Source organism: Actinoplanes sp. NPDC049548 (assembly GCF_040676695.1).
GTDB lineage: Bacteria > Actinomycetota > Actinomycetes > Mycobacteriales > Micromonosporaceae > Actinoplanes.
Window position 1 is genome coordinate 45,512 of record NZ_JBFAPM010000030.1, and the last position, 17,006, is coordinate 62,517.

Below are 17,006 nucleotides of genomic sequence, written 5' to 3' on the forward strand. Positions count from 1 at the left end.
CTCCACAGCCGCCTTGGTCACCCCCGGCCCCCAACCGTCCCACCGCAAGCAGCCCCGGAAAAATGCGGTGCGCCAGCGAACCCAAGCTTCCTACGGTGACGGGATGTCACGAGAAGCGGCCCGAGCCGCCGATGTCCTGGCCCAGCTCTCCGCGGAGACCCGCCTCCTCACCCTGGCAGAGCTGGTCCGCCGAGCCCCGGACGGCGCCGCCGTCGGAGAGCTGCGATGGGCCCTCGACCTCCCTCTCGCCAAGGTCGGCGACGCCTGCGCCCGCCTCGTAGCCCTGGGCGTGGCCACCGGCTCCGGCGACGGCTACTACCGGGCCCGCCTGGAAGGCCTGCGCGAGGCCGCCGCAGCCGTGGACCGCCAGCAGCCGATCGCCGGGCTGCTCGCCGAGTATCCCCAGCTGCGTGGCAACTTCTCGCACGGGCGGCTGACCAGCCTGCCACCCACCCTCGGCGAACGCTACGACCTGCTCGGCGAGCTGCTCTCCCGCTTCCTGGACCTCGACGGCCTCTACGACGAGGACGAGATCAACCGCCGGCTGGCCGAGGTGACCGACGACGTGGCCGCGGTGCGCCGGATGCTCGTCGACACCGGCTGGCTGGAGCGGGACCGGGCCGGCACGACGTACGGCGCGGGGCGGAATCATCGGGGCGTGCGCGGGTAGACAGGGAGCATGACCGACAGCACCGAGCCGCCCATCGGGGACGACGACGCCGGAAGCAGCACAGACCAGTACGTCACCGGCGCCGCGGAGGAAGGAAGCTTCCTCACCGACGAGGCGCCTACGCCCACCACTCCGGCGCATGGCAGCAGCAATGCCGGCATCAACACGACCGGAGCCAACCGTCCGGACGCCCCGGGGGCCGGCGCCGAGGACTGAGCCGCGGGGAGACCGCGACGATCATCGATGACCGCTGCCTACTCGGCTGGTATCGACGGGCCGACCGCCTGGCTACCGTCCGAGATGGGCAGCGGCTCCAACGGCGGAGCCGTTCGTGGCCCGTCGCAGGAGGAGCGATGATCATTTCTGCCCTCTCCCAGCGCGCCGTCCTCGCCGGACTGACCGCGCTGGCAACCCTCGGCGCCGGCAGCATCCCGGCGTACGCCGAGCGCCCCGTCGAAGGACCCCGGCCGCTCGCGGCTGCGGAGGAGGAGGACGACTCCTCCGGCCTGAAGACCTTCGCCACCCAGATCAGCGAGGCCCGCATGGCACCGTACGGTTCGGTGGCCCCGGGCGAGTACTCGGACGCCCTCGCCGATCTCCGCGGCCTACCGGGCACGGCCGGCCGGTGGCGGGAGGTGACGAACCAGCCGTACGACAACGACGACCCGGCCTACCGCGATCCGGTCTACTCCAACTCGGGCGCCGGCTGGGGCAATGTGGCCGGCCGCATCACCGGGCTGGCCGCCGGCCGCGGCTACGTCTGGGCCGGCGGCGCCGACGGCGGCGTCTTCCGCAAGAGCCTGACCGCGCGGCACGCCCGCTGGGAGCCGATCTCCGATCGGATCCTGGCTCTGTCCACCGGAGACCTCGTCTACGACGAACACGCCGACACCCTCTGGTACGCGACCGGCGAGGCCAACACCGGCGGCACCACGTACACCGGCGCGGGCGTCTACCGGCTGCGCAAGGCCCGCTCCGGCACGTTCACCGACGCCGACCGGGTCGGCGGGGACGAGCTCGAGTCGCGCAGCATCAACCAGCTCAAGTTCGACGGCCGCGGCACCGTGTACGCGGCCACCACCCGGGGCCTCTGGCGGCATTCCACCGACCCGGCCCGGCACGGCCAGCCGTGGCAGCTGGTCCTCATGCCCAACCCCGCCTCGGACGACGACATCACGAAGCCGTACGACAACATCGTCAACGACGTGCTGATCCCGCCCCGCGACCGCGGCCGTACCGTGCTGGCCAACGCGGCCTGGCGCTCCGGGGCCGCGTACAACGGCTACTACCTGTCGACCGCCGGCGGCGCACCCGGCAGCTTCGCCCGGACGGCGCTGACCGGGCTCGACGACGCCGACGTCGGCAACGCCGAGTTCACGGCCTCCCGCGACGGCGGCCGGTTCTACCTCGTGCAGGAGAGCCCGGCCGGGCTCGCGGCGGGAGCCAGCGCGCTCAAGGGCGTCTTCACCGCCACCAACGTGCGGGGACCGTGGACGCTGGTCGCCGACTCCTCCAAGCTGGAACGTTCCGGCTCGGCGATCGGCGAGGACCAGGACTACCCGGTCGGCGTGCAGGCCTGGTACAACAACTTCATCGAGGTCGATCCGGCCGATCCGCGGCACTTCTACGTGGGCCTCGAGGAGGTCTACGAGACCGAGGACGGCGGCGGCGCCTGGAAGACGATCGGTCCGTACTGGAACTTCGGTTTCGACTGCTTCGACCGGACGCAGCCGGACGGCGGATGTCCGGCCACGACCCACCCCGACCAGCACTCGATCGCCGTCTCCGGCGGCACGGTGCTGATCGGCGACGACGGCGGCGTCTACAGCCGCCCGCTCCCGCCCGGCCGCAGCGCCGAGGACGCGGCCGGCCATGCCACCGACTGGACCAACCACAACGCCGGCCTGCGGACCCTGCAGTACTACTCCGTCGGCACGGGACGCGACCCGAACCGCCGCGGATACACGGTGGCCGGCGGCCTGCAGGACAACGGCGGCTCGCTGCTGCGCGCGGGCGCCCGCAAGCAGGTCAGCCCGTTCGGCGGCGACGGCGGTGACGTCATCGTCAACCCGCGCAACGGGTGTCAGATCCTCGACGAGTACACCTACCTCATCCTGTGGCTGACCAAGAACTGCGGCGTCAGCGACGGCACGACGAGCGCGATCTTCGACGTCAGCGTGCCCGACGTCAACGCCCGCTTCACCGCGCCGTTCCGGGTCGTGCGCGGCTCGCGCAACATCGGCGACGGCACGAGCGAGCGGTGGGTCGCCGGCGGCAACACCTTCTGGCGGCACGACTACGGCTTCAGCTACACCGCCGCGCAGGCCGCCGCGGATCCCAGCCGGAGCTGGAAGCCGCAGTACACGCTGGACGCCACCGGACAGCGCCTGATCGTCGGCATGGACGCGGTCGCCGACCCGCGCGCGCCGGCCGACCCGGCCCGCGACACCTACATCGCCTCCTGGTGCGGCCAGGCGAACTGCAACAGCGCCGGCTTCACCCGGGGCGTCGTCACCAACTGGGGCGGCGCGTGGACCGAGCTCGACCTCACCGGGCTGCCGAACCGCTTCCCCAACAACGTCGTCTTCGACCCGTACGACCGCACGAACTCGACCGTCTACCTGATCTTCAACGGGTTCAACCGGCGCTTCATCGAGGGGCCGGGCGCGGGAGTCAAGCACGTGTACCGCGGCAAGCTCGGCAAGACCGCGGGCGGCGTGTCGGTGACCTGGACCGACCTGTCCGTCGGCTTCCCGGACGTGCCCGCCACGGACGTGGTCGTCGTCGGCAACCGGCTCGTGGTCGGCACCGATCTGGGCGTCCTGGTGGCCGACCGCCGGGCGACGCCCGCCACGATCAGGTGGCGGCGGGTCGGTCCCGCGCCGGGGACGACGCGCGGGTCGCTGCCGCTGACGGCCGCGTTCGACCTGCACGTGAGCCGCGACGGATACCTCTACGCCGCGACCCACGGCCGCGGCATCTGGAAGACGCCTCTGCCTCTGCTGTGATTGACACATAGACGGGCGCCATTGTTGACTCGGTGCTGACGACAACGTTGTCAGCACCGACAGCACCGGCGGAGGGACAGCACCATGCGCAGAGGAACGGCTGCCCTCCTGGGCGTACTGCTGGCCGTCGTCTCGGCCCTGTCCGGTGGCTCGCCCGCCGGTGCGGCCGAGTCGAACGGCGGTGTGCGGATCATGCCGCTCGGGGCGTCCATCACCGACGGGTTCAACGTGCCCGGCGGCTACCGGATCAAGATGTGGGAGCTGTTCACGAGCGCCGGCTACCGGGTGGACTTCGTCGGGTCCGGCTCCAACGGACCGGCCGCCCTCGGTGACCACGACCATGAGGGTCACAGTGGCTGGCGCATCGACCAGATCGACGCCTCGATCGCCGGGTGGCTGCGCACGTACGCACCGCGAACCATCCTGCTGCACGTCGGCACCAACGACGTGAACCAGAACTACGACCTGGCGAACGCCCCGGCCCGGCTGTCGGCGCTGATCGACAAGATCCGGGCGAACGCGCCGACGGTCGAGCTGTTCGTCTCCACGCTCATACCCGAGGCGGACCCCGTACTCGAGAGCAGGATCCAGGCGCTGAACGCGCGCATCCCCGGCATCGTCGCCGGAAAGGGACCGCTGACCCACCTCGTCGACATGCACCCCGTCGTCCCGGTGGCCGACCTGGCCGACGGCACCCATCCCACCGCCGCGGGCTACGACAAGATGGGCGCCCAGTGGTTCACCGCGCTCCGGTCCGCGCCGGCCAGCCTGGAGGCCACCGTGCTGCCCCCGGTCGGCAGCAGCGTCATGATCGCCAACCCGCAGGCGGGCAAGTGCCTCGACGTACCGGGGACCAGCACGGCCGAGGGCACCCAGCTGCACATCTACGACTGCCTGGGCAGCACCATCCAGCAGTGGACCCGCACCGCCGCGGGCGAGCTGCGTGTCTACGGCAACCGTTGCCTGGACGTGGCCGGGAACGCCACGGCCAACGGCACTCGGGTGCAGATCTGGACCTGCAACGGTACGGCCGCCCAGCGCTTCACCTTCCGCGCCGACGGCGGCATCGTCGGGGCGGGCTCGGGCAAGTGCGTCGACGTGACCGCGGGAGGCACGGCGAACGGAACTCCCGTCCAGCTCTACGAGTGCAACAACAGCGGCGCGCAGCGCTGGTCGGTGCGTTAGTACCTGTTCTCGCGAACGAGCTACGGGCGGCCGCCGCTTGGGCATGACCTCCCCCGTGGTGGTCATGCCCAAGCGCCACAGGATCTAGCCGCCTCTCCCCCTGTTACGGGGGTCGATGGCGACCACCCGCGCCAGTGAGCGACGCCACCGGCGCGTCACCGTCGAGGCGGCCCGTCCCATCTGGTCGTCCGCCGCGCACCGGTCGGCGGGTGTGGCGTGTTCCAGCAGCCAGAGCAGCTGCGATGCATGTGGTCCGTACGTCATGCCGGGACCGTAGATCGTGGAACCGGTTCCATCGCAAGCGCTGTCGGACGAGCGGTGCACCCGCAAGAGGTCGGTCAGGCGCTCTGCCGGCGGACCAGCGTCGAGGGGTAGAGAACCCGGCTTCCCCGGTCGGTCCGGCCATCCAACAGGGCCTGCGCCGCACCGGCCGCGATCTCTTCGACGGGGTGGGTGGCCGTGGTCAACGACGGGCGGGTCCACGCGCTCACCGACACGTCGTCGAAACCGGTCACCGCGATGTCGTCCGGGACCCGGCGACCGAGCTCGCCCAAGGCCTGGACCACCCCGAGCGCGGTCACGTCGGTGCAGGCCACCACGGCGTCGGTGTCCGGCCAGCGCCGCACCGCAGTCCGGGCACCGGCGCGGCCGCCGGCCTCCGTACGGTCGCCGGTCACCGTACGCACCGGCAGACCGCGGCCCCGCATGATCTCTTCGTAGGCGGCCACGGGTTGGCGCATGCTCGGCAGCCACCTCGGACCGGTGATCATGGCGATCCGTCGGCGTCCGGACGCCAGCAGATGGCCCAGGGTGGCTTTCATCGCCTGGCCGGTGTCGACGTCGAAGGAGGGAACGAGGTCGAAGCCGGGTCCGATGACGCAGGTCCGCCCGCGGAGTTCGCGCGGCAGCGCCTCCACGACGTCGCGGGTGTGGTCGACCAGCACCACACCCCGCACGGTGCGGTCCACCGCCAGCTCCGCGAGGGTCGACATGCCGCCCTTCGGCACCCGCCGGACCGACACACCCACCGCGTACGGGTCCGCGGTGTGCGCGGTCGCACTGATCAGACGGGTCATGTACTCACCGAACAGCAGGTCGCTGGGTGCGATCACGCCGATCACCAGGCGGTGGCCCTGCCCCTTCGCCAGGGAGACCGCCAGCGGGTGCGGCACGTAACCGAGTTCCGCCGCTGCCGCCGACACCTGCGCCCGAGCCCATGCGGAGACCGGCCCGGCGTCGTTGAGCGCACGCGACGCGGTGGCCCGCGAGACGCCTGCGACCCGCGCGACATCGGCCAGAGTCGGCATGCCGGGAACCGGCGGTCGCACTGTCACCGGACCTCCTCGGCGATCAACGCCCTTGATCGATGCCGATTATGCCGCGCCCCGCCCGACCCATGGGGGCTCGTGGTCCGGCACGGCACCGTTGGCATCGGCACCGGCGACGACCTGACGGCGGGAGGCACGGCCGCCGGGACCGCTCGTGCAGCTGTACGAGTGCAACGGCACAGGCGCCCAGCGCCGGTCGGTCCGCTAGCGAGGCTGGAACAGCTCGACCAGGTTGCCGGCCGGGTCGGCGAGCAGGATCTGCCGTCCGCCCGGGCCGGAGACCAGCTCGCTGCGAAATTCCGATCCGGCCGCGCGGAGCCGGTCGATCTCGGCGTCGAGGTCGTCGACGACGAGGTGGATGCGGTTGTGGCCGGGGCCGGCGGCGTCACGCGGGGTCGCCCGGGCGCCGGAGCTGGCGGGCCCGGACAACAGCAGCCGCAGCGGGCCGCGGACCACATCGGCGAACGCCGGGACAGCGCTGGTCAGCACCGAGAAGCCCAGGTGCGTCGTGTAGAAGTCGACGGCGGCCTGTACGTCGTCGACGAGGTAGCGGACGTGGGCGTACCTGTCGGGTTCGGTCATGGTCCGACCCTAGGACGCATCACGCTCTGGCCCTATCCCGATACAGGCCGTTAACATTATGAATTCCTCTCGCGTTCGTGCGGCCCGGAAGGGACACCGCCCATGCACCGACGCCCCCGCCTCAGCGCGGCCCTCACCGCCTCCCTCCTGTTCACGACCACCGTCGCCCTCGGCCCGCCGGCCGCCCTCGCGGCGAGCGCCGCCCCCGCCGACGACTACTGCCTCGGCGAATGCGCGGACATCCTCCCGCCGGGCGAGAACGGCGACGCCGACCTCGTGCAGATCCTCGCCCACCAGGCCCTCGGCATCATGCCCCCGCACTCGGACGACCAGCTCGGGCCGTACGCCGCGCTCCTCCAGCACTACACCGGCCTCACCGACCAGCAGATCACCACCTTCTTCAACGACAGCTCGTACGGCGTCGCGCCCGGAGAGGTGGAACGCAGCTACCAGCCCCGCCCCGACGTCACCGTCGTACGCGACAGGGCGCTCGGAGTCCCGCACATCACCGGGACCACCCGGGCGGGCACGATGTTCGGCGCGGGCTATGCCGGCGCCGAGGACCGGCTGTTCCTCATGGATCTCCTGCGGCACGTGGCGCGCGGCGAACTCACCCCGTTCGCCGGTGGCGCGGAGTCGAACCAGGAGCTGGAGCAGAGCGTCTGGCGCACCTCGCCCTACACCGAGGCGGACCTGCAGGAGCAGATCGACGCCCTGCGGACCTCGGGCCCGCGCGGCGCGCAGCTCTACGCCGACGTGCAGGCCTACATCGCCGGGATCAACGAGTACATCGCCGACTGCACGGCCGCGCGCGACTGCCCCGGCGAGTACGTGCTGGCCGGCAAGGGGAACCCGGCGGACTTCCGGCTCACCGACCTCATCGCCACCGCGGGGGTCATCGGCGGCTTGTTCGGCGGGGGCGGCGGCGCCGAGATGCAGTCGGCGCTGGTGCGGACCGCCGCGCGCGCCCGGTTCGGCGACACGGCCGGAGACGCGGTCTGGACGGCGTTCCGCTCCCAGAACGACCCCGAGGCGGTGCTGACACTGCACAACGGACAGGTCTTCCCGTACGCGGCTGACAACCGCACCGCCGCGGGGGTGGCCATGCCCGACCCGGGTACGGCCCGGCCCGAGCCGCTCGTGTACGACAGGTCCGGAACGGCCACGACCGTGACGACCGGGCCCGGCCGCCGCGGCATGTCGAACGCCGCGGTCGTCTCGGCCGCGCACTCGGCCACGGGCCACCCGGTCGCCGTCTTCGGGCCACAGACCGGCTACTTCGCCCCGCAGCTGCTGATGCTGCAGGAGCTGCAGGGCCCGGGAATCAGCAGCCGCGGCGCCGCCTTCGCGGGGCTCAACCTCTACACGCTGCTGGGGCGCGGGCCCGACTACGCGTGGAGCGCCACGTCGGCAGGGCAGGACATCACCGACACGTACGCGGCCGAGCTGTGCGAGCCCGACGGCCGCACGCCCACCGCCGCCTCGACGCACTACCTCTACCACGGCCAGTGCCTGGCGATGGAGGCGTTGTCGAAGACGAACTCCTGGAGACCCAGCGCGGCCGATCCCACCCCGGCCGGCTCGTACCGGCTCACCATGCTGCGCACCCGGTACGGCCTGGTGTCGTGGCGGGGCCTGGTCGGCGGCAAGCCGGTCGCGTTCACCAGCCTGCGGTCCACGTACCGGCACGAGGCCGACTCGGCGATCGGCTTCCAGATGTTCAACGAACCGGACCAGATGGGTACGCCCGCGGCGTTCACGGCCGCGGCGTCGCAGATCTCGTTCGCGTTCAACTGGTTCTACGTCGACTCCGCCCACACCGCGTACTTCATGTCCGGCGCGAACCCGGTCCGCCCGGCCGGCGCCGACCCGAACCTGCCCACCTGGGGCCGGCCCGCGTACGAGTGGACCGGCTGGTATCCCCCGTCCGCGCATCCGCAGGCGGTCGACCAGGACTACTTCGTCAGCTGGAACAACAAGCAGGCGGCCGGGTTCTCCGCGGCGGACGGGAACTTCAGCTTCGGCTCCGTGCAGCGCGCGGACCTGCTGGACGTACCGATCAAGGCCGCCCTGGCCGCGGGCCGCAGGTTCGACCGGGCCGGCCTGGTCAGCGTGGTGGAGTCGGCCGCGACCACCGACCTGCGCGGCGCCGAGGTGCTCGACGATTTGCTGCGTGTCATCGACACCGCGACGGTCACCGACAGCGCCCAGGCCGCGGCCGTCGCCAAGCTGCGGGCGTGGCGGCAGCGCGGGGCGCACCGGGTCGAGACCGCCGCGGGCAGCAAGGTCTACCAGGACGCCGAGGCCATCCGGATCCTCGACGCCTGGTGGCCGCGGCTGGTCGCGGCGCAGTTCCAGGCACCGCTGGGCGACGACCTGTACCAGGCTCTGGTGAACACGCTGCAGATCGACGAGGCACCCTCCGACAAGCACGCCCACAAGGGATCGTCGTTCCAGTACGGCTGGTGGGGCTACGTCGAGAAGGATCTGCGCGCGGTGCTCGGTGACAGCGTGCCGAACTGGCCACGGACGTACTGCGGCGGCGGCGACCTGGCCGCCTGCCGTGCCGCGTTGCTCGCCGGCCTGGGCGCGGCGCTGGCCGAGCCGGCCACGACGACGTATCCGGGCGACGCGCACTGCGCCGCGGGCGACCAGTGGTGCGCCGACGCCATCCTGCAGTCACCGCTCGGCGGCATCACCCACGACCTCACCAGCTGGCAGAACCGGCCCACCTACCAGCAGGTCGTGTCCTTCCCGGCGGGACGGGACGACGACGTGAGCAATCTGGCGGCGGGCCGCCCGGCGAGCGCGTCCAGCACGCAGGCCGGGCATCCCGCCGCGCACGCCGTCGACGGCGATCAGGGCACCCGCTGGGCGAGCCGGTGGTCGGACGGCCAGTGGCTGCGCATCGACCTGGGTGCCGTCCGGCCGGTGGCGCGCATGGTGATCCGCTGGGAGACCGCGTACGCGTCCGCGTACCGGATAGAGATCTCCCCGGACGGCACGGCCTGGACCCGGGTCGCGGCGGTGACCGGCGGGAACGGCGGCCTGGACGCCGTGGCGTTCCCCGCGGCGCAGGCCCGCTACGTCCGGCTCACCGGCGAGACCCGGGCGACGCCCTACGGCATCTCGGCCTACGAGGTGGAGCTGTACGCGCACTGACCTCACGGCACCGAGCGGATGCGGGTCACCAGCACCGACCCGAGCACCGTCACCGCGGACACGGCGAGGTACAGCGCCGGATAGCCGCCGAGGTACGACACGATCGGGAAGGCCAGCGCCGGCCCGAGCACCTGCGGGGCCGAGTTCGCGATGTTGATGATGCCGAGATCGCGGGCCCGGTCCCGCGCCTGCGGCAGCACCTGGGTGATGAGCGCCTGGTCGACCGAGAGGTACACGCCGAAGCCGAGACCCAGCACGGCGGCGGCCACGAGCGCGCCGGGCCAGGTCGGCCACAGCGCCAGCAGCGCGGTGGCGCCCGCCATCACGTAGCCGGACAGGATGACCGACGGCTTGCGCCGGCCGCTGCGGTCCGAGACCACTCCCCCGGCCACGACGGTCAGCAGCGTCGCGGCGGTGTTGACGAGCACCAGCACCAGCAGTCCCTGCTCGGCGTCCGGGTGGTGCACCCGGTCACGCAGGAAATAGAGCAGGTACAGCGTCGCCATCGCGTTGCCGAGCTGGACCAGGAAGCGGGTGGCCCACGCCCACGCGAAGTCCGGCGCCTCGCGCGGCCGGAACCGGAACGCGGCCGGCAGGGACCGCAGCGAGAACCGGGGTGCCAGCTCCGGCGGGACCGCCGGATCCCGGGTGAACAGCACGAACGGTACGGCGGTGAGCACGACCAGGACGCCGGTGAGGAGATAGCCGCCGGTGACCACGCTGGTGACCAGCACGACGCCGAGCACGACGCCGAACGACTGGGCCAGCCCCACCCAGCCGGACACCAGCCCGCGCTGGCGCACCGGCGTACGGTCCGGGACGATCGCCGTGATCCCGGCCTGCAGCATGTTGAGCCCGGCCTGCGCGAGGCACCAGCACAGCGCCAGCCCCAGCACGGTGCGCTGGCCGGCCAGCAGGGCCAGCCCGGCGAGACCGGTCACGGCGCCGATCGCGGTCCAGGTGTGCCGCCGCCCGGTCCGGGCCGTCGTGGCGTCCGACAGCGCCCCGGCGACCGGCCCGGTGACGACGGCGACGAGCGCGCCCACGCCGGTGACGACGCCCAGCACGGTGGTCTTGTCAGCGCCGGCCACGTCCTCGACCTGGTTGGGCAACAGCACCTGCAGCGGGCCGTAGTAGCCGACCCACAACCCGAGGTTGGCGAGCGCCAGCAACGCGATCCAGCGGCCGCCCACCCTCTCGGCGGGGCCCGCGTACGCGGTCACCGCTGCCCGGCGAGGACGTCGCGCAGCCAGGCGTACGAGTCCCTGGGCGTACGCCGCTGGGTGTCGTAGTCGACGTGGACCAGCCCGAAGCGCTGGCTGTAGCCCTCGGCCCACTCGAAGTTGTCCAGCAGCGACCAGACGAAGTAGCCCCGTACGTCCACACCGGACCCGATCGCGGCGTGCAGCGCCCGCAGATGCCCGTCGAGGTAGTCGATCCGGTCGGCGTCGTGCAGGGATCCGTCGGTGGAACAGCCGTTCTCGGTGATGTAGACCGGCGGCAGCGCCGTGCCGTACCGCTCCCGCAGTCCCACGAGCAGCTCCCGGAGGCCGTCCGGCACCACCGGCCAGCCGAACGCGGTCTGCGGCACCCCTTCGATGTCGACGGTCTCGAACGGCAGCGGCGCCCCCTCCGGCGCCGCCCTGACCCGCGTCGGGTTGTAGTAGTTGACGCCCAGCGCGTCCATCGGCGTTGCGATGATCTCCATGTCGCCGTCGCGCACGAACTCCGCGCCGGACATCAACGGCGGATACTCCCCGCGCAACACGGGGTCGAGGAACAACCTGTTGTGGAAGGCGTCGTACATCTCGGCGGGGCCGGGGTCGTCCCCGGCCGGCCACACCGGCGTGCAGTTGTTCGTGATCATAACCTCGGCCGCCCCATGCGCCCGCAGCGCCCGGACGGCCAGACCGTGCCCGAGCAGCTGGTGGTGGGCCACCGGCAACGCGTCCATCATCAGCATGCGGCCCGGCGCATGGGTCCCGAACGCGTACCCCTGAGCCATGTGCACGACCGGCTCGTTCAGCGTGATCCACCGCGCGACCCGGTCACCGATCCGGTCGGCCACCACGGCCGCGTAGTCGGCGAACCGGTGAGCGGTGTCGCGCTCGAGCCAGCCACCGGCGTCCTCCAGCGCCTGCGGCAGGTCCCAGTGGAAGAGCGTCGGCACCGGCGCGACGCCCCGCGCCAGCAGCGCATCCACCAACCGGTCGTAGAAATCCAGTCCGGCACCGTTGACCGGGCCGGCGCCGGCGGGCTGCACCCTCGGCCAGGCGACCGAGAAACGGTACGCGGTGACACCCAGCCCGGCGAGCAGCTCCACGTCCTGAGCCCAGCGGTGGTAGTGGTCGCAGGCAACGTCCCCGGTGTCGCCGTCGCGGACGCGGCCCGGCGTGTGGCAGAAGGTGTCCCAGATCGAAGGCCCCCGGCCGTCGTCCCGCACGGCGCCCTCGATCTGGTACGCCGCGGTGGAGACGCCCCACAGAAAACCGGGCGGGAACTTCGGCAGCGAAGCCACGCGTCGACCTCCCCCGAACATGAGTTGCACTCAGATTAGCCGGGTCACCGCACACGTGCACGATCATCTATGCCGGCCGCCAGGTCGTCGACCAGCGACGTGATCCCAACGCCAGTGATCTTGACGCATATACAAGCTACTTGTATATTCGGTCGCCATGCGATCACGCTCGCGCCCCCCGCTGCGGGAACCTTCATACTTCGTGCTGGCCGCACTTCTCGACGGGCGTCTCCATGGGTACGCCGTCATCAAGCGCGTGCAGGAGTTGTCCGACGGACGAGTGAAGCTCGCCGCCGGCTCGCTGTACTCGGTGATCGACAGGCTGCTCGGCGAAGGTCTTCTCATCGCGGACGGCGAGGAGATCGTCAACGGCCGAGCCCGGCGTTACTACCGCCTCACCGACGACGGGCACGCGATGCTCGCCGCGGAGGCGGATCGGCTCGCCGCGGCGGCTCGCGTGGTGCACGACAGGCTGTCGCATATCACTTCGGCGCGGCCGACTCCCGGCCCACGATCTGCTTGGAGGACCTTGCCGGCATGAACCACGACATCCTGGAACGCCGCTATCGGGCGCTGCTGCGGGCCTACCCGGCCGACTATCGCCGGGAACGCACGGATGAGCTGCTGGAAATCCTGATCAGCGAAGCCCCGGCCACCCGTCGATGGCCGGAACCGCGGCAGGCCATCGCGCTGGTACGCGCCGGTCTGCGAGTGCGTTCCGGCAGCGCGGCACGGCGTCCGACGGCCGTCCTGTTCTGGCAGGGCCTGCACCTGGCAGCCATGGCGGTGCTCGCCCTGGGCACCGTGATCGGGCTGGACGACACCATCGAAAGGTTCCAGTTCGGCGGGCTCGACGATCCGCTGAACGCGCTGCTGGACAACGGCCTAAACCTGATCATGACCGCCGCGGCTCTGGCCGCTCTGGCCCTGGGCCGCTCGCGGCCGGCCGCCGTCCTGGTCGTCGCCGCGATCGCGGTACCGACGGCGGCCTCGCAATACCTGTTCGCCAACAGCATGCCGCAATGGTGGGCACCGGTCGTAGCCGCGCCTCTGGTGCTCGCCGGCCTGCGTCGCCCCGCCGACGTCCCCGCGGTCGGACGCGGCAATGGCCTCCTGGCCACGCTGGCGGTGGTGGCGCTGCACCTGGTGCCGGTGGATCGGCTGACCATCCTGGACCCGGTGCAACAGGGCCTCGTCGCGGTCGTCACCGTCGGGGCGTTCGCCGCCTTCCTCTGGGTGGCGACGGCTGACCAGCGTCTGCTACTCGCGGCGGCACCCACGTTCGCCGTGGGCTGGCTGCACCAGGTCACCCTGTACCCGGAGTCGGCGATGTCGCTCTACCGGGCCGAGGCCCTGCCATCGCTGATCGTCGCCGTGGCCATGGTGCTCGGTGCGGTGGCGATGAACCGCCGGCGTCAGGCGCAGGCTTGACCGCCACTACGCCTCCGGACGCCGGCTGACCGCCGTCCCCAAGAGTCACCCGTGTGAGCCGGCCCGATCCGGCGTCGAGATGGCCTCCTGCCGCGTGCGGTGGGAGGCCATCGTCATGATCACTGTGAGTAGCGGAGTGGTGGCACACTGCGGTCCAGTTCACTACGACCCGGAAAGGCGTCACCCATGCAGAAGATCGTGCTCCCGCTCGCCGCACTCGCCGCCGTCGTCATCGTCGCCCCGGCCGAGGCATCCGCCGCCCCACGCCAGCGCTGCGACGTCGTCCGCCCCGCGCCCGACTACTACGAGGCCGGCACCGTCGCCTCCGAGCTCCTGACCGTGCCGAACAACCGCCGCTGCACGACGATCAGCGTTATGGGCGTCCGGGACACGGCCAACCCCGCCGACCGCTGCCAGACCTTCCTGGTGCAGTTCCTGCCCAGCGAGAGCGAGACCAGCTACACCGACCCGGTGCAGGCCTGCTCGTACGGCGGCAGGCGAACGGTGCTGGCGACCGACGTACCCGACGGCATGCCATACCGCGTGCTCTACCGGATCGACTACCTCGGCCAGTCGGTGAAGTTCCGGGTCGCTCACTAGATCGCGGCTCTCAGGTTCCAGGACGTGACGCGCGGGCGCCCTGCAAGGTCCGCGCGTCCCGTCGACCACAGGAGCACCTCGACCGGATCTCCCGCTCGCGAGCGTCCAGAGGTAGTGCCCGGGTCCCCGTATGTCCACAGGCACCATGCCGCCCGATCACCCACCGCCGCCGGAAAGGCATCAACCGCCGGCGAACCTGCGGGCGAGCCGTCGATGCTCCGCCGCCGCGGACAGGCTCCCGCCGACGGACATCCCCGGAACCACGTCCACGAAGGCGACCTGCTCGGCGAAGCGCAGATGCTCGCGATGGGCATGCTCCCGGCAGGCGAGGCACGTCACGCTCTCGGGGCGCGCGGAGGTCATCGCGTACGGAACGCGCAGCCCGCACCCGGTCCGGACCTCGGCCGGGAGATCCGCGGCGAGCCCGAACGCGGAGGCCACCACGTTCCGCACGGCGGCGTCCGCACGCACGACGTTGACCTCGACGTGGATGTGGGGATCCTCCGGCATGGCCCCCAGCCTGCCAGCGAAGCCGCCGCACAGCCACCACGGTCGCAGACCCGACGATGCGCGGGCGGGTAACCTGCGTCGGACGACAACGAACGGGACGGAGGGGCGCCGGTGCGCTACGTGGCGATCGGGGACAGCTTCACCGAGGGGCTCGGCGACGAACTGCCCGACGGCTCCGTGCGGGGCTGGGCCGACCGGGTCGCCGCCGGGCTGGCCGTGTCCTCCGGCGAGCCCGTCGAGTACGCGAACCTGGCGATCCGGGGGCGGCTGCTGGAGCCGATCGTGACCGAGCAGCTGGACGCCGCACTGGCGCTGGACCCGCCGCCCACCCTGATCACGCTCAACGGCGGCGGCAACGACATGATGCGGCCGGGCGGTGACATGGCCCGCCTGGTCGAGCTGACCGAGCAGGCGGTGCGCCGCTGCGTCGACGCGGGCGTGCGCATGGTGCTCATCAGTGGCGCCGACCCGTCCGAGCGGCTGCCGTTCGGCAGTGTCATGCGGCGCCGGGGCGAGCTGCTCACCGTCGCGGTGGGCGAGCTGGCCGCCCGCTACGACCTGCCGTTCGCCGACGTCTTCCACGACACGGAGATCCGCCGGGCGCACTACTGGTCGCCCGACCGGCTGCACCTCAACGCGGCCGGGCACCAGCGGGCGGCCGGTCTGATCCTGACCGCCATGGGCCATCCCACCGCCGCCCACGTGGTGGATCCCGGGCCGGCCGAAGGCCGCCGGCTGCTCGCCGAGGCGCGGTACTACCGCGAGCACGTGCTGCCGTGGCTTCACCGGCGGGTGCGCGGCCGCTCGTCCGGGGACGAACGGACCGCCAAGTTCCCCCGCTGGACGCCGGTGGGCGTCGCCTGAAACCCGCAACGGCCCGAGCGTCGCGAAACGCCGGGCGGTACGGGGTCGCGGGATGGCGGGTCAGCGATCTAGCATCATGCGCCGTCCCTTTCGACATCGGAGTATTGCGCTGCGGACTTTCTCGATCCCGGAGCGGATCGGCGGGTTCGGGCTAGCCGCTGCGGCGGCCGCACTCGTGTGGCCGATCTTCACCGACAGCACCGGCCTGGGCCTGCCGTGTCCGTTGCGCACGCTGACGGGCATCCCGTGCCCCGGCTGCGGTCTGACGACCGCGGCCGTGGCACTCGTGCGCGGCGATGTCGGCGCGGCGGTGGCGGCCAACCCGCTGATTCTGGCGCTGGCGGCGGTCACGGCCGGCGCGGTCCTGCTGGTGGCGCTGCGCGCCGCCGGTGTTCTGGCCGCGCCCACGCCGTGGTCCGCCGCACAGCGCCGGAGGCTGCGGTGGCCGATCATCCTGCTCGCCCTCGCGAGCTGGTCATTTCAATTGCACCGGTTCAGCGTGATCTGAGCCGTCATCAGAAGGATTTCCTCATGGCATACCAGCAGGACCCCTACGGCGCCGCCCCCGGCGCCCCCTACTCCGGTCAGCCCTACGGCGCGCCCTCGGTGGCGTACGCCTCCTGGATCCACCGCGTCGGCGCGTACCTCGTCGACTACCTGGTCTCGCTGCCGTTCGTGCTTCTCGCCGTGCTGCTCGGGCGCGGCACGGACGAGGCCACCGGCCTGCCCACCGTGAACGCGCTGTACTGGGTGTTCATCCTGCTGGGCATCGTCGCGAGCGGCTACAACCGCTGGTACCTGGCCGGCAAGACCGGGCAGTCGTGGGGCAAGAAGGCGCTCGGCCTGCGCCTGGTCGGCGAGCAGACGGGCCAGCCGATCGGGGCCGGCATGGCGTTCGCGCGTGACCTGGCGCACATCGTCGACGGCATCATCTGCTACATCGGCTTCCTGTTCCCGCTGTGGGACGCCAAGAAGCAGACCCTGGCGGACAAGATCGTCAAGACCGTCGTCGTGCGCTGATCGCACCCCGCGGCACCACGGTCGCGGCCGGCTCCCGCCGGCCGAGGACGTACGCCCCCAGCGCCCGGCCCACCCCGCGACCCTGGGCGCCCGGACTCACCATGAAGGACCCGGTGGCGATGTGCGCG

The 17,006-nt window shown here is 71.9% G+C and carries 17 protein-coding genes; 11 read left to right on the forward strand and 6 right to left on the reverse strand.

The annotated features are described in order from the left end of the window. Window positions 1-103: 103 nt before the first annotated feature. The 4 genes from AB0J80_RS35550 to AB0J80_RS35565 all read left to right on the forward strand — a co-directional run bounded on the left by AB0J80_RS35550 (window position 104) and on the right by AB0J80_RS35565 (window position 4,863). Window positions 104-670 carry a DUF2087 domain-containing protein gene (locus AB0J80_RS35550; protein ID WP_364713869.1) on the forward strand — a complete coding sequence of 189 codons (567 nt, stop codon included), beginning with the start codon at window positions 104-106 and terminating at the stop codon, window positions 668-670. A 9-nt stretch (window positions 671-679) separates the two neighbouring features. Then, window positions 680-886, forward strand: a complete 207-nt coding sequence (locus AB0J80_RS35555) for a hypothetical protein (protein ID WP_364713870.1) — start codon at window positions 680-682, stop codon at window positions 884-886. A gap of 137 nt (window positions 887-1,023) precedes the next feature. After that, complete coding sequence (locus AB0J80_RS35560) at window positions 1,024-3,678, forward strand: glycosyl hydrolase (RefSeq protein ID WP_364713872.1); 2,655 nt, start codon at window positions 1,024-1,026, stop codon at window positions 3,676-3,678. Window positions 3,679-3,762: 84 nt separating this feature from the next. Next, window positions 3,763-4,863, forward strand: a complete 1,101-nt coding sequence (locus AB0J80_RS35565) for a ricin-type beta-trefoil lectin domain protein (RefSeq protein ID WP_364713874.1) — start codon at window positions 3,763-3,765, stop codon at window positions 4,861-4,863. A gap of 84 nt (window positions 4,864-4,947) precedes the next feature. Here AB0J80_RS35565 and AB0J80_RS35570 read toward each other — a convergent pair whose 3' ends face one another. The 3 genes from AB0J80_RS35570 to AB0J80_RS35580 all read right to left on the reverse strand — a co-directional run bounded on the left by AB0J80_RS35570 (window position 4,948) and on the right by AB0J80_RS35580 (window position 6,773). Continuing rightward, on the reverse strand, window positions 4,948-5,127 hold the full coding sequence (locus tag AB0J80_RS35570; protein ID WP_364713876.1) for a hypothetical protein: 180 nt from the start codon (window positions 5,125-5,127) through the stop codon (window positions 4,948-4,950). 74 nt (window positions 5,128-5,201) lie between these two features. After that, window positions 5,202-6,197 (reverse strand): LacI family DNA-binding transcriptional regulator, encoded by a 996-nt coding sequence (locus AB0J80_RS35575; RefSeq protein WP_364713878.1) that lies wholly within the window; start codon window positions 6,195-6,197, stop codon window positions 5,202-5,204. A gap of 198 nt (window positions 6,198-6,395) precedes the next feature. Further along, window positions 6,396-6,773 carry a VOC family protein gene (locus tag AB0J80_RS35580; protein WP_364713880.1) on the reverse strand — a complete coding sequence of 126 codons (378 nt, stop codon included), beginning with the start codon at window positions 6,771-6,773 and terminating at the stop codon, window positions 6,396-6,398. Window positions 6,774-6,875: 102 nt separating this feature from the next. Between AB0J80_RS35580 and AB0J80_RS35585 the strand changes: the two genes are divergently transcribed. Then, the gene (locus tag AB0J80_RS35585) at window positions 6,876-9,935 is read left to right on the forward strand and encodes a penicillin acylase family protein (RefSeq protein ID WP_364713881.1); all 3,060 of its coding nucleotides are present in this window, start codon (window positions 6,876-6,878) and stop codon (window positions 9,933-9,935) included. 2 nt (window positions 9,936-9,937) lie between these two features. Here AB0J80_RS35585 and AB0J80_RS35590 read toward each other — a convergent pair whose 3' ends face one another. Together AB0J80_RS35590 and AB0J80_RS35595 are read right to left on the reverse strand one after the other, a co-directional pair. Then, complete coding sequence (locus AB0J80_RS35590) at window positions 9,938-11,158, reverse strand: MFS transporter (protein ID WP_364713883.1); 1,221 nt, start codon at window positions 11,156-11,158, stop codon at window positions 9,938-9,940. After that, complete coding sequence (locus AB0J80_RS35595; protein WP_364713897.1) at window positions 11,155-12,444, reverse strand: GH1 family beta-glucosidase; 1,290 nt, start codon at window positions 12,442-12,444, stop codon at window positions 11,155-11,157. Before AB0J80_RS35595 ends, AB0J80_RS35590 begins: the two co-directional genes overlap by 4 nt. Window positions 12,445-12,610: 166 nt before the next feature. On the opposite strand from AB0J80_RS35595, the gene AB0J80_RS35600 reads away from it, so the two are divergent. The 3 genes from AB0J80_RS35600 (at window position 12,611) to AB0J80_RS35610 (ending at window position 14,484) form a co-directional block, all read left to right on the forward strand. After that, window positions 12,611-12,994, forward strand: coding sequence for a PadR family transcriptional regulator (locus tag AB0J80_RS35600; protein ID WP_364713884.1), 384 nt, complete (start codon window positions 12,611-12,613; stop codon window positions 12,992-12,994). Then, entirely contained in the window at window positions 12,991-13,884 is an 894-nt protein-coding gene (locus AB0J80_RS35605; protein ID WP_364713886.1) for a hypothetical protein, read from the forward strand. Before AB0J80_RS35600 ends, AB0J80_RS35605 begins: the two co-directional genes overlap by 4 nt. Before the next feature lie 186 nt (window positions 13,885-14,070). Further along, window positions 14,071-14,484, forward strand: coding sequence for a hypothetical protein (locus tag AB0J80_RS35610; RefSeq protein WP_364713888.1), 414 nt, complete (start codon window positions 14,071-14,073; stop codon window positions 14,482-14,484). 180 nt (window positions 14,485-14,664) lie between these two features. Here AB0J80_RS35610 and AB0J80_RS35615 read toward each other — a convergent pair whose 3' ends face one another. Continuing rightward, window positions 14,665-14,994, reverse strand: coding sequence for a hypothetical protein (locus tag AB0J80_RS35615; protein ID WP_364713889.1), 330 nt, complete (start codon window positions 14,992-14,994; stop codon window positions 14,665-14,667). Window positions 14,995-15,105: 111 nt separating this feature from the next. On the opposite strand from AB0J80_RS35615, the gene AB0J80_RS35620 reads away from it, so the two are divergent. Genes AB0J80_RS35620 through AB0J80_RS35630 form a run of 3 tightly spaced genes read left to right on the forward strand, consistent with a single transcriptional unit; the run spans window position 15,106 to window position 16,878 of the window. Further along, entirely contained in the window at window positions 15,106-15,858 is a 753-nt protein-coding gene (locus AB0J80_RS35620) for an SGNH/GDSL hydrolase family protein (protein ID WP_364713890.1), read from the forward strand. Between the two features lie 52 nt (window positions 15,859-15,910). Next, window positions 15,911-16,366, forward strand: coding sequence for a DUF2752 domain-containing protein (locus AB0J80_RS35625; RefSeq protein WP_364713892.1), 456 nt, complete (start codon window positions 15,911-15,913; stop codon window positions 16,364-16,366). Between the two features lie 23 nt (window positions 16,367-16,389). Continuing rightward, window positions 16,390-16,878, forward strand: coding sequence for an RDD family protein (locus tag AB0J80_RS35630; protein WP_364713894.1), 489 nt, complete (start codon window positions 16,390-16,392; stop codon window positions 16,876-16,878). Window positions 16,879-17,006: the final 128 nt, after the last annotated feature.

Coding starts and splice junctions, on each gene's coding strand:
- AB0J80_RS35550 (WP_364713869.1), top strand. CDS start 104: ATGTCACGAGAAGCGGCCCGAGCCGCCGATGTCCTGGCCCAGCTCTCC.
- AB0J80_RS35610 (WP_364713888.1), top strand. CDS start 14,071: ATGCAGAAGATCGTGCTCCCGCTCGCCGCACTCGCCGCCGTCGTCATC.
- AB0J80_RS35605 (WP_364713886.1), top strand. CDS start 12,991: ATGAACCACGACATCCTGGAACGCCGCTATCGGGCGCTGCTGCGGGCC.
- AB0J80_RS35585 (WP_364713881.1), top strand. CDS start 6,876: ATGCACCGACGCCCCCGCCTCAGCGCGGCCCTCACCGCCTCCCTCCTG.
- AB0J80_RS35565 (WP_364713874.1), top strand. CDS start 3,763: ATGCGCAGAGGAACGGCTGCCCTCCTGGGCGTACTGCTGGCCGTCGTC.
- AB0J80_RS35560 (WP_364713872.1), top strand. CDS start 1,024: ATGATCATTTCTGCCCTCTCCCAGCGCGCCGTCCTCGCCGGACTGACC.
- AB0J80_RS35625 (WP_364713892.1), top strand. CDS start 15,911: ATGGCGGGTCAGCGATCTAGCATCATGCGCCGTCCCTTTCGACATCGG.
- AB0J80_RS35600 (WP_364713884.1), top strand. CDS start 12,611: ATGCGATCACGCTCGCGCCCCCCGCTGCGGGAACCTTCATACTTCGTG.
- AB0J80_RS35615 (WP_364713889.1), bottom strand. CDS start 14,994: ATGCCGGAGGATCCCCACATCCACGTCGAGGTCAACGTCGTGCGTGCG.
- AB0J80_RS35580 (WP_364713880.1), bottom strand. CDS start 6,773: ATGACCGAACCCGACAGGTACGCCCACGTCCGCTACCTCGTCGACGAC.
- AB0J80_RS35630 (WP_364713894.1), top strand. CDS start 16,390: ATGGCATACCAGCAGGACCCCTACGGCGCCGCCCCCGGCGCCCCCTAC.
- AB0J80_RS35555 (WP_364713870.1), top strand. CDS start 680: ATGACCGACAGCACCGAGCCGCCCATCGGGGACGACGACGCCGGAAGC.
- AB0J80_RS35570 (WP_364713876.1), bottom strand. CDS start 5,127: ATGACGTACGGACCACATGCATCGCAGCTGCTCTGGCTGCTGGAACAC.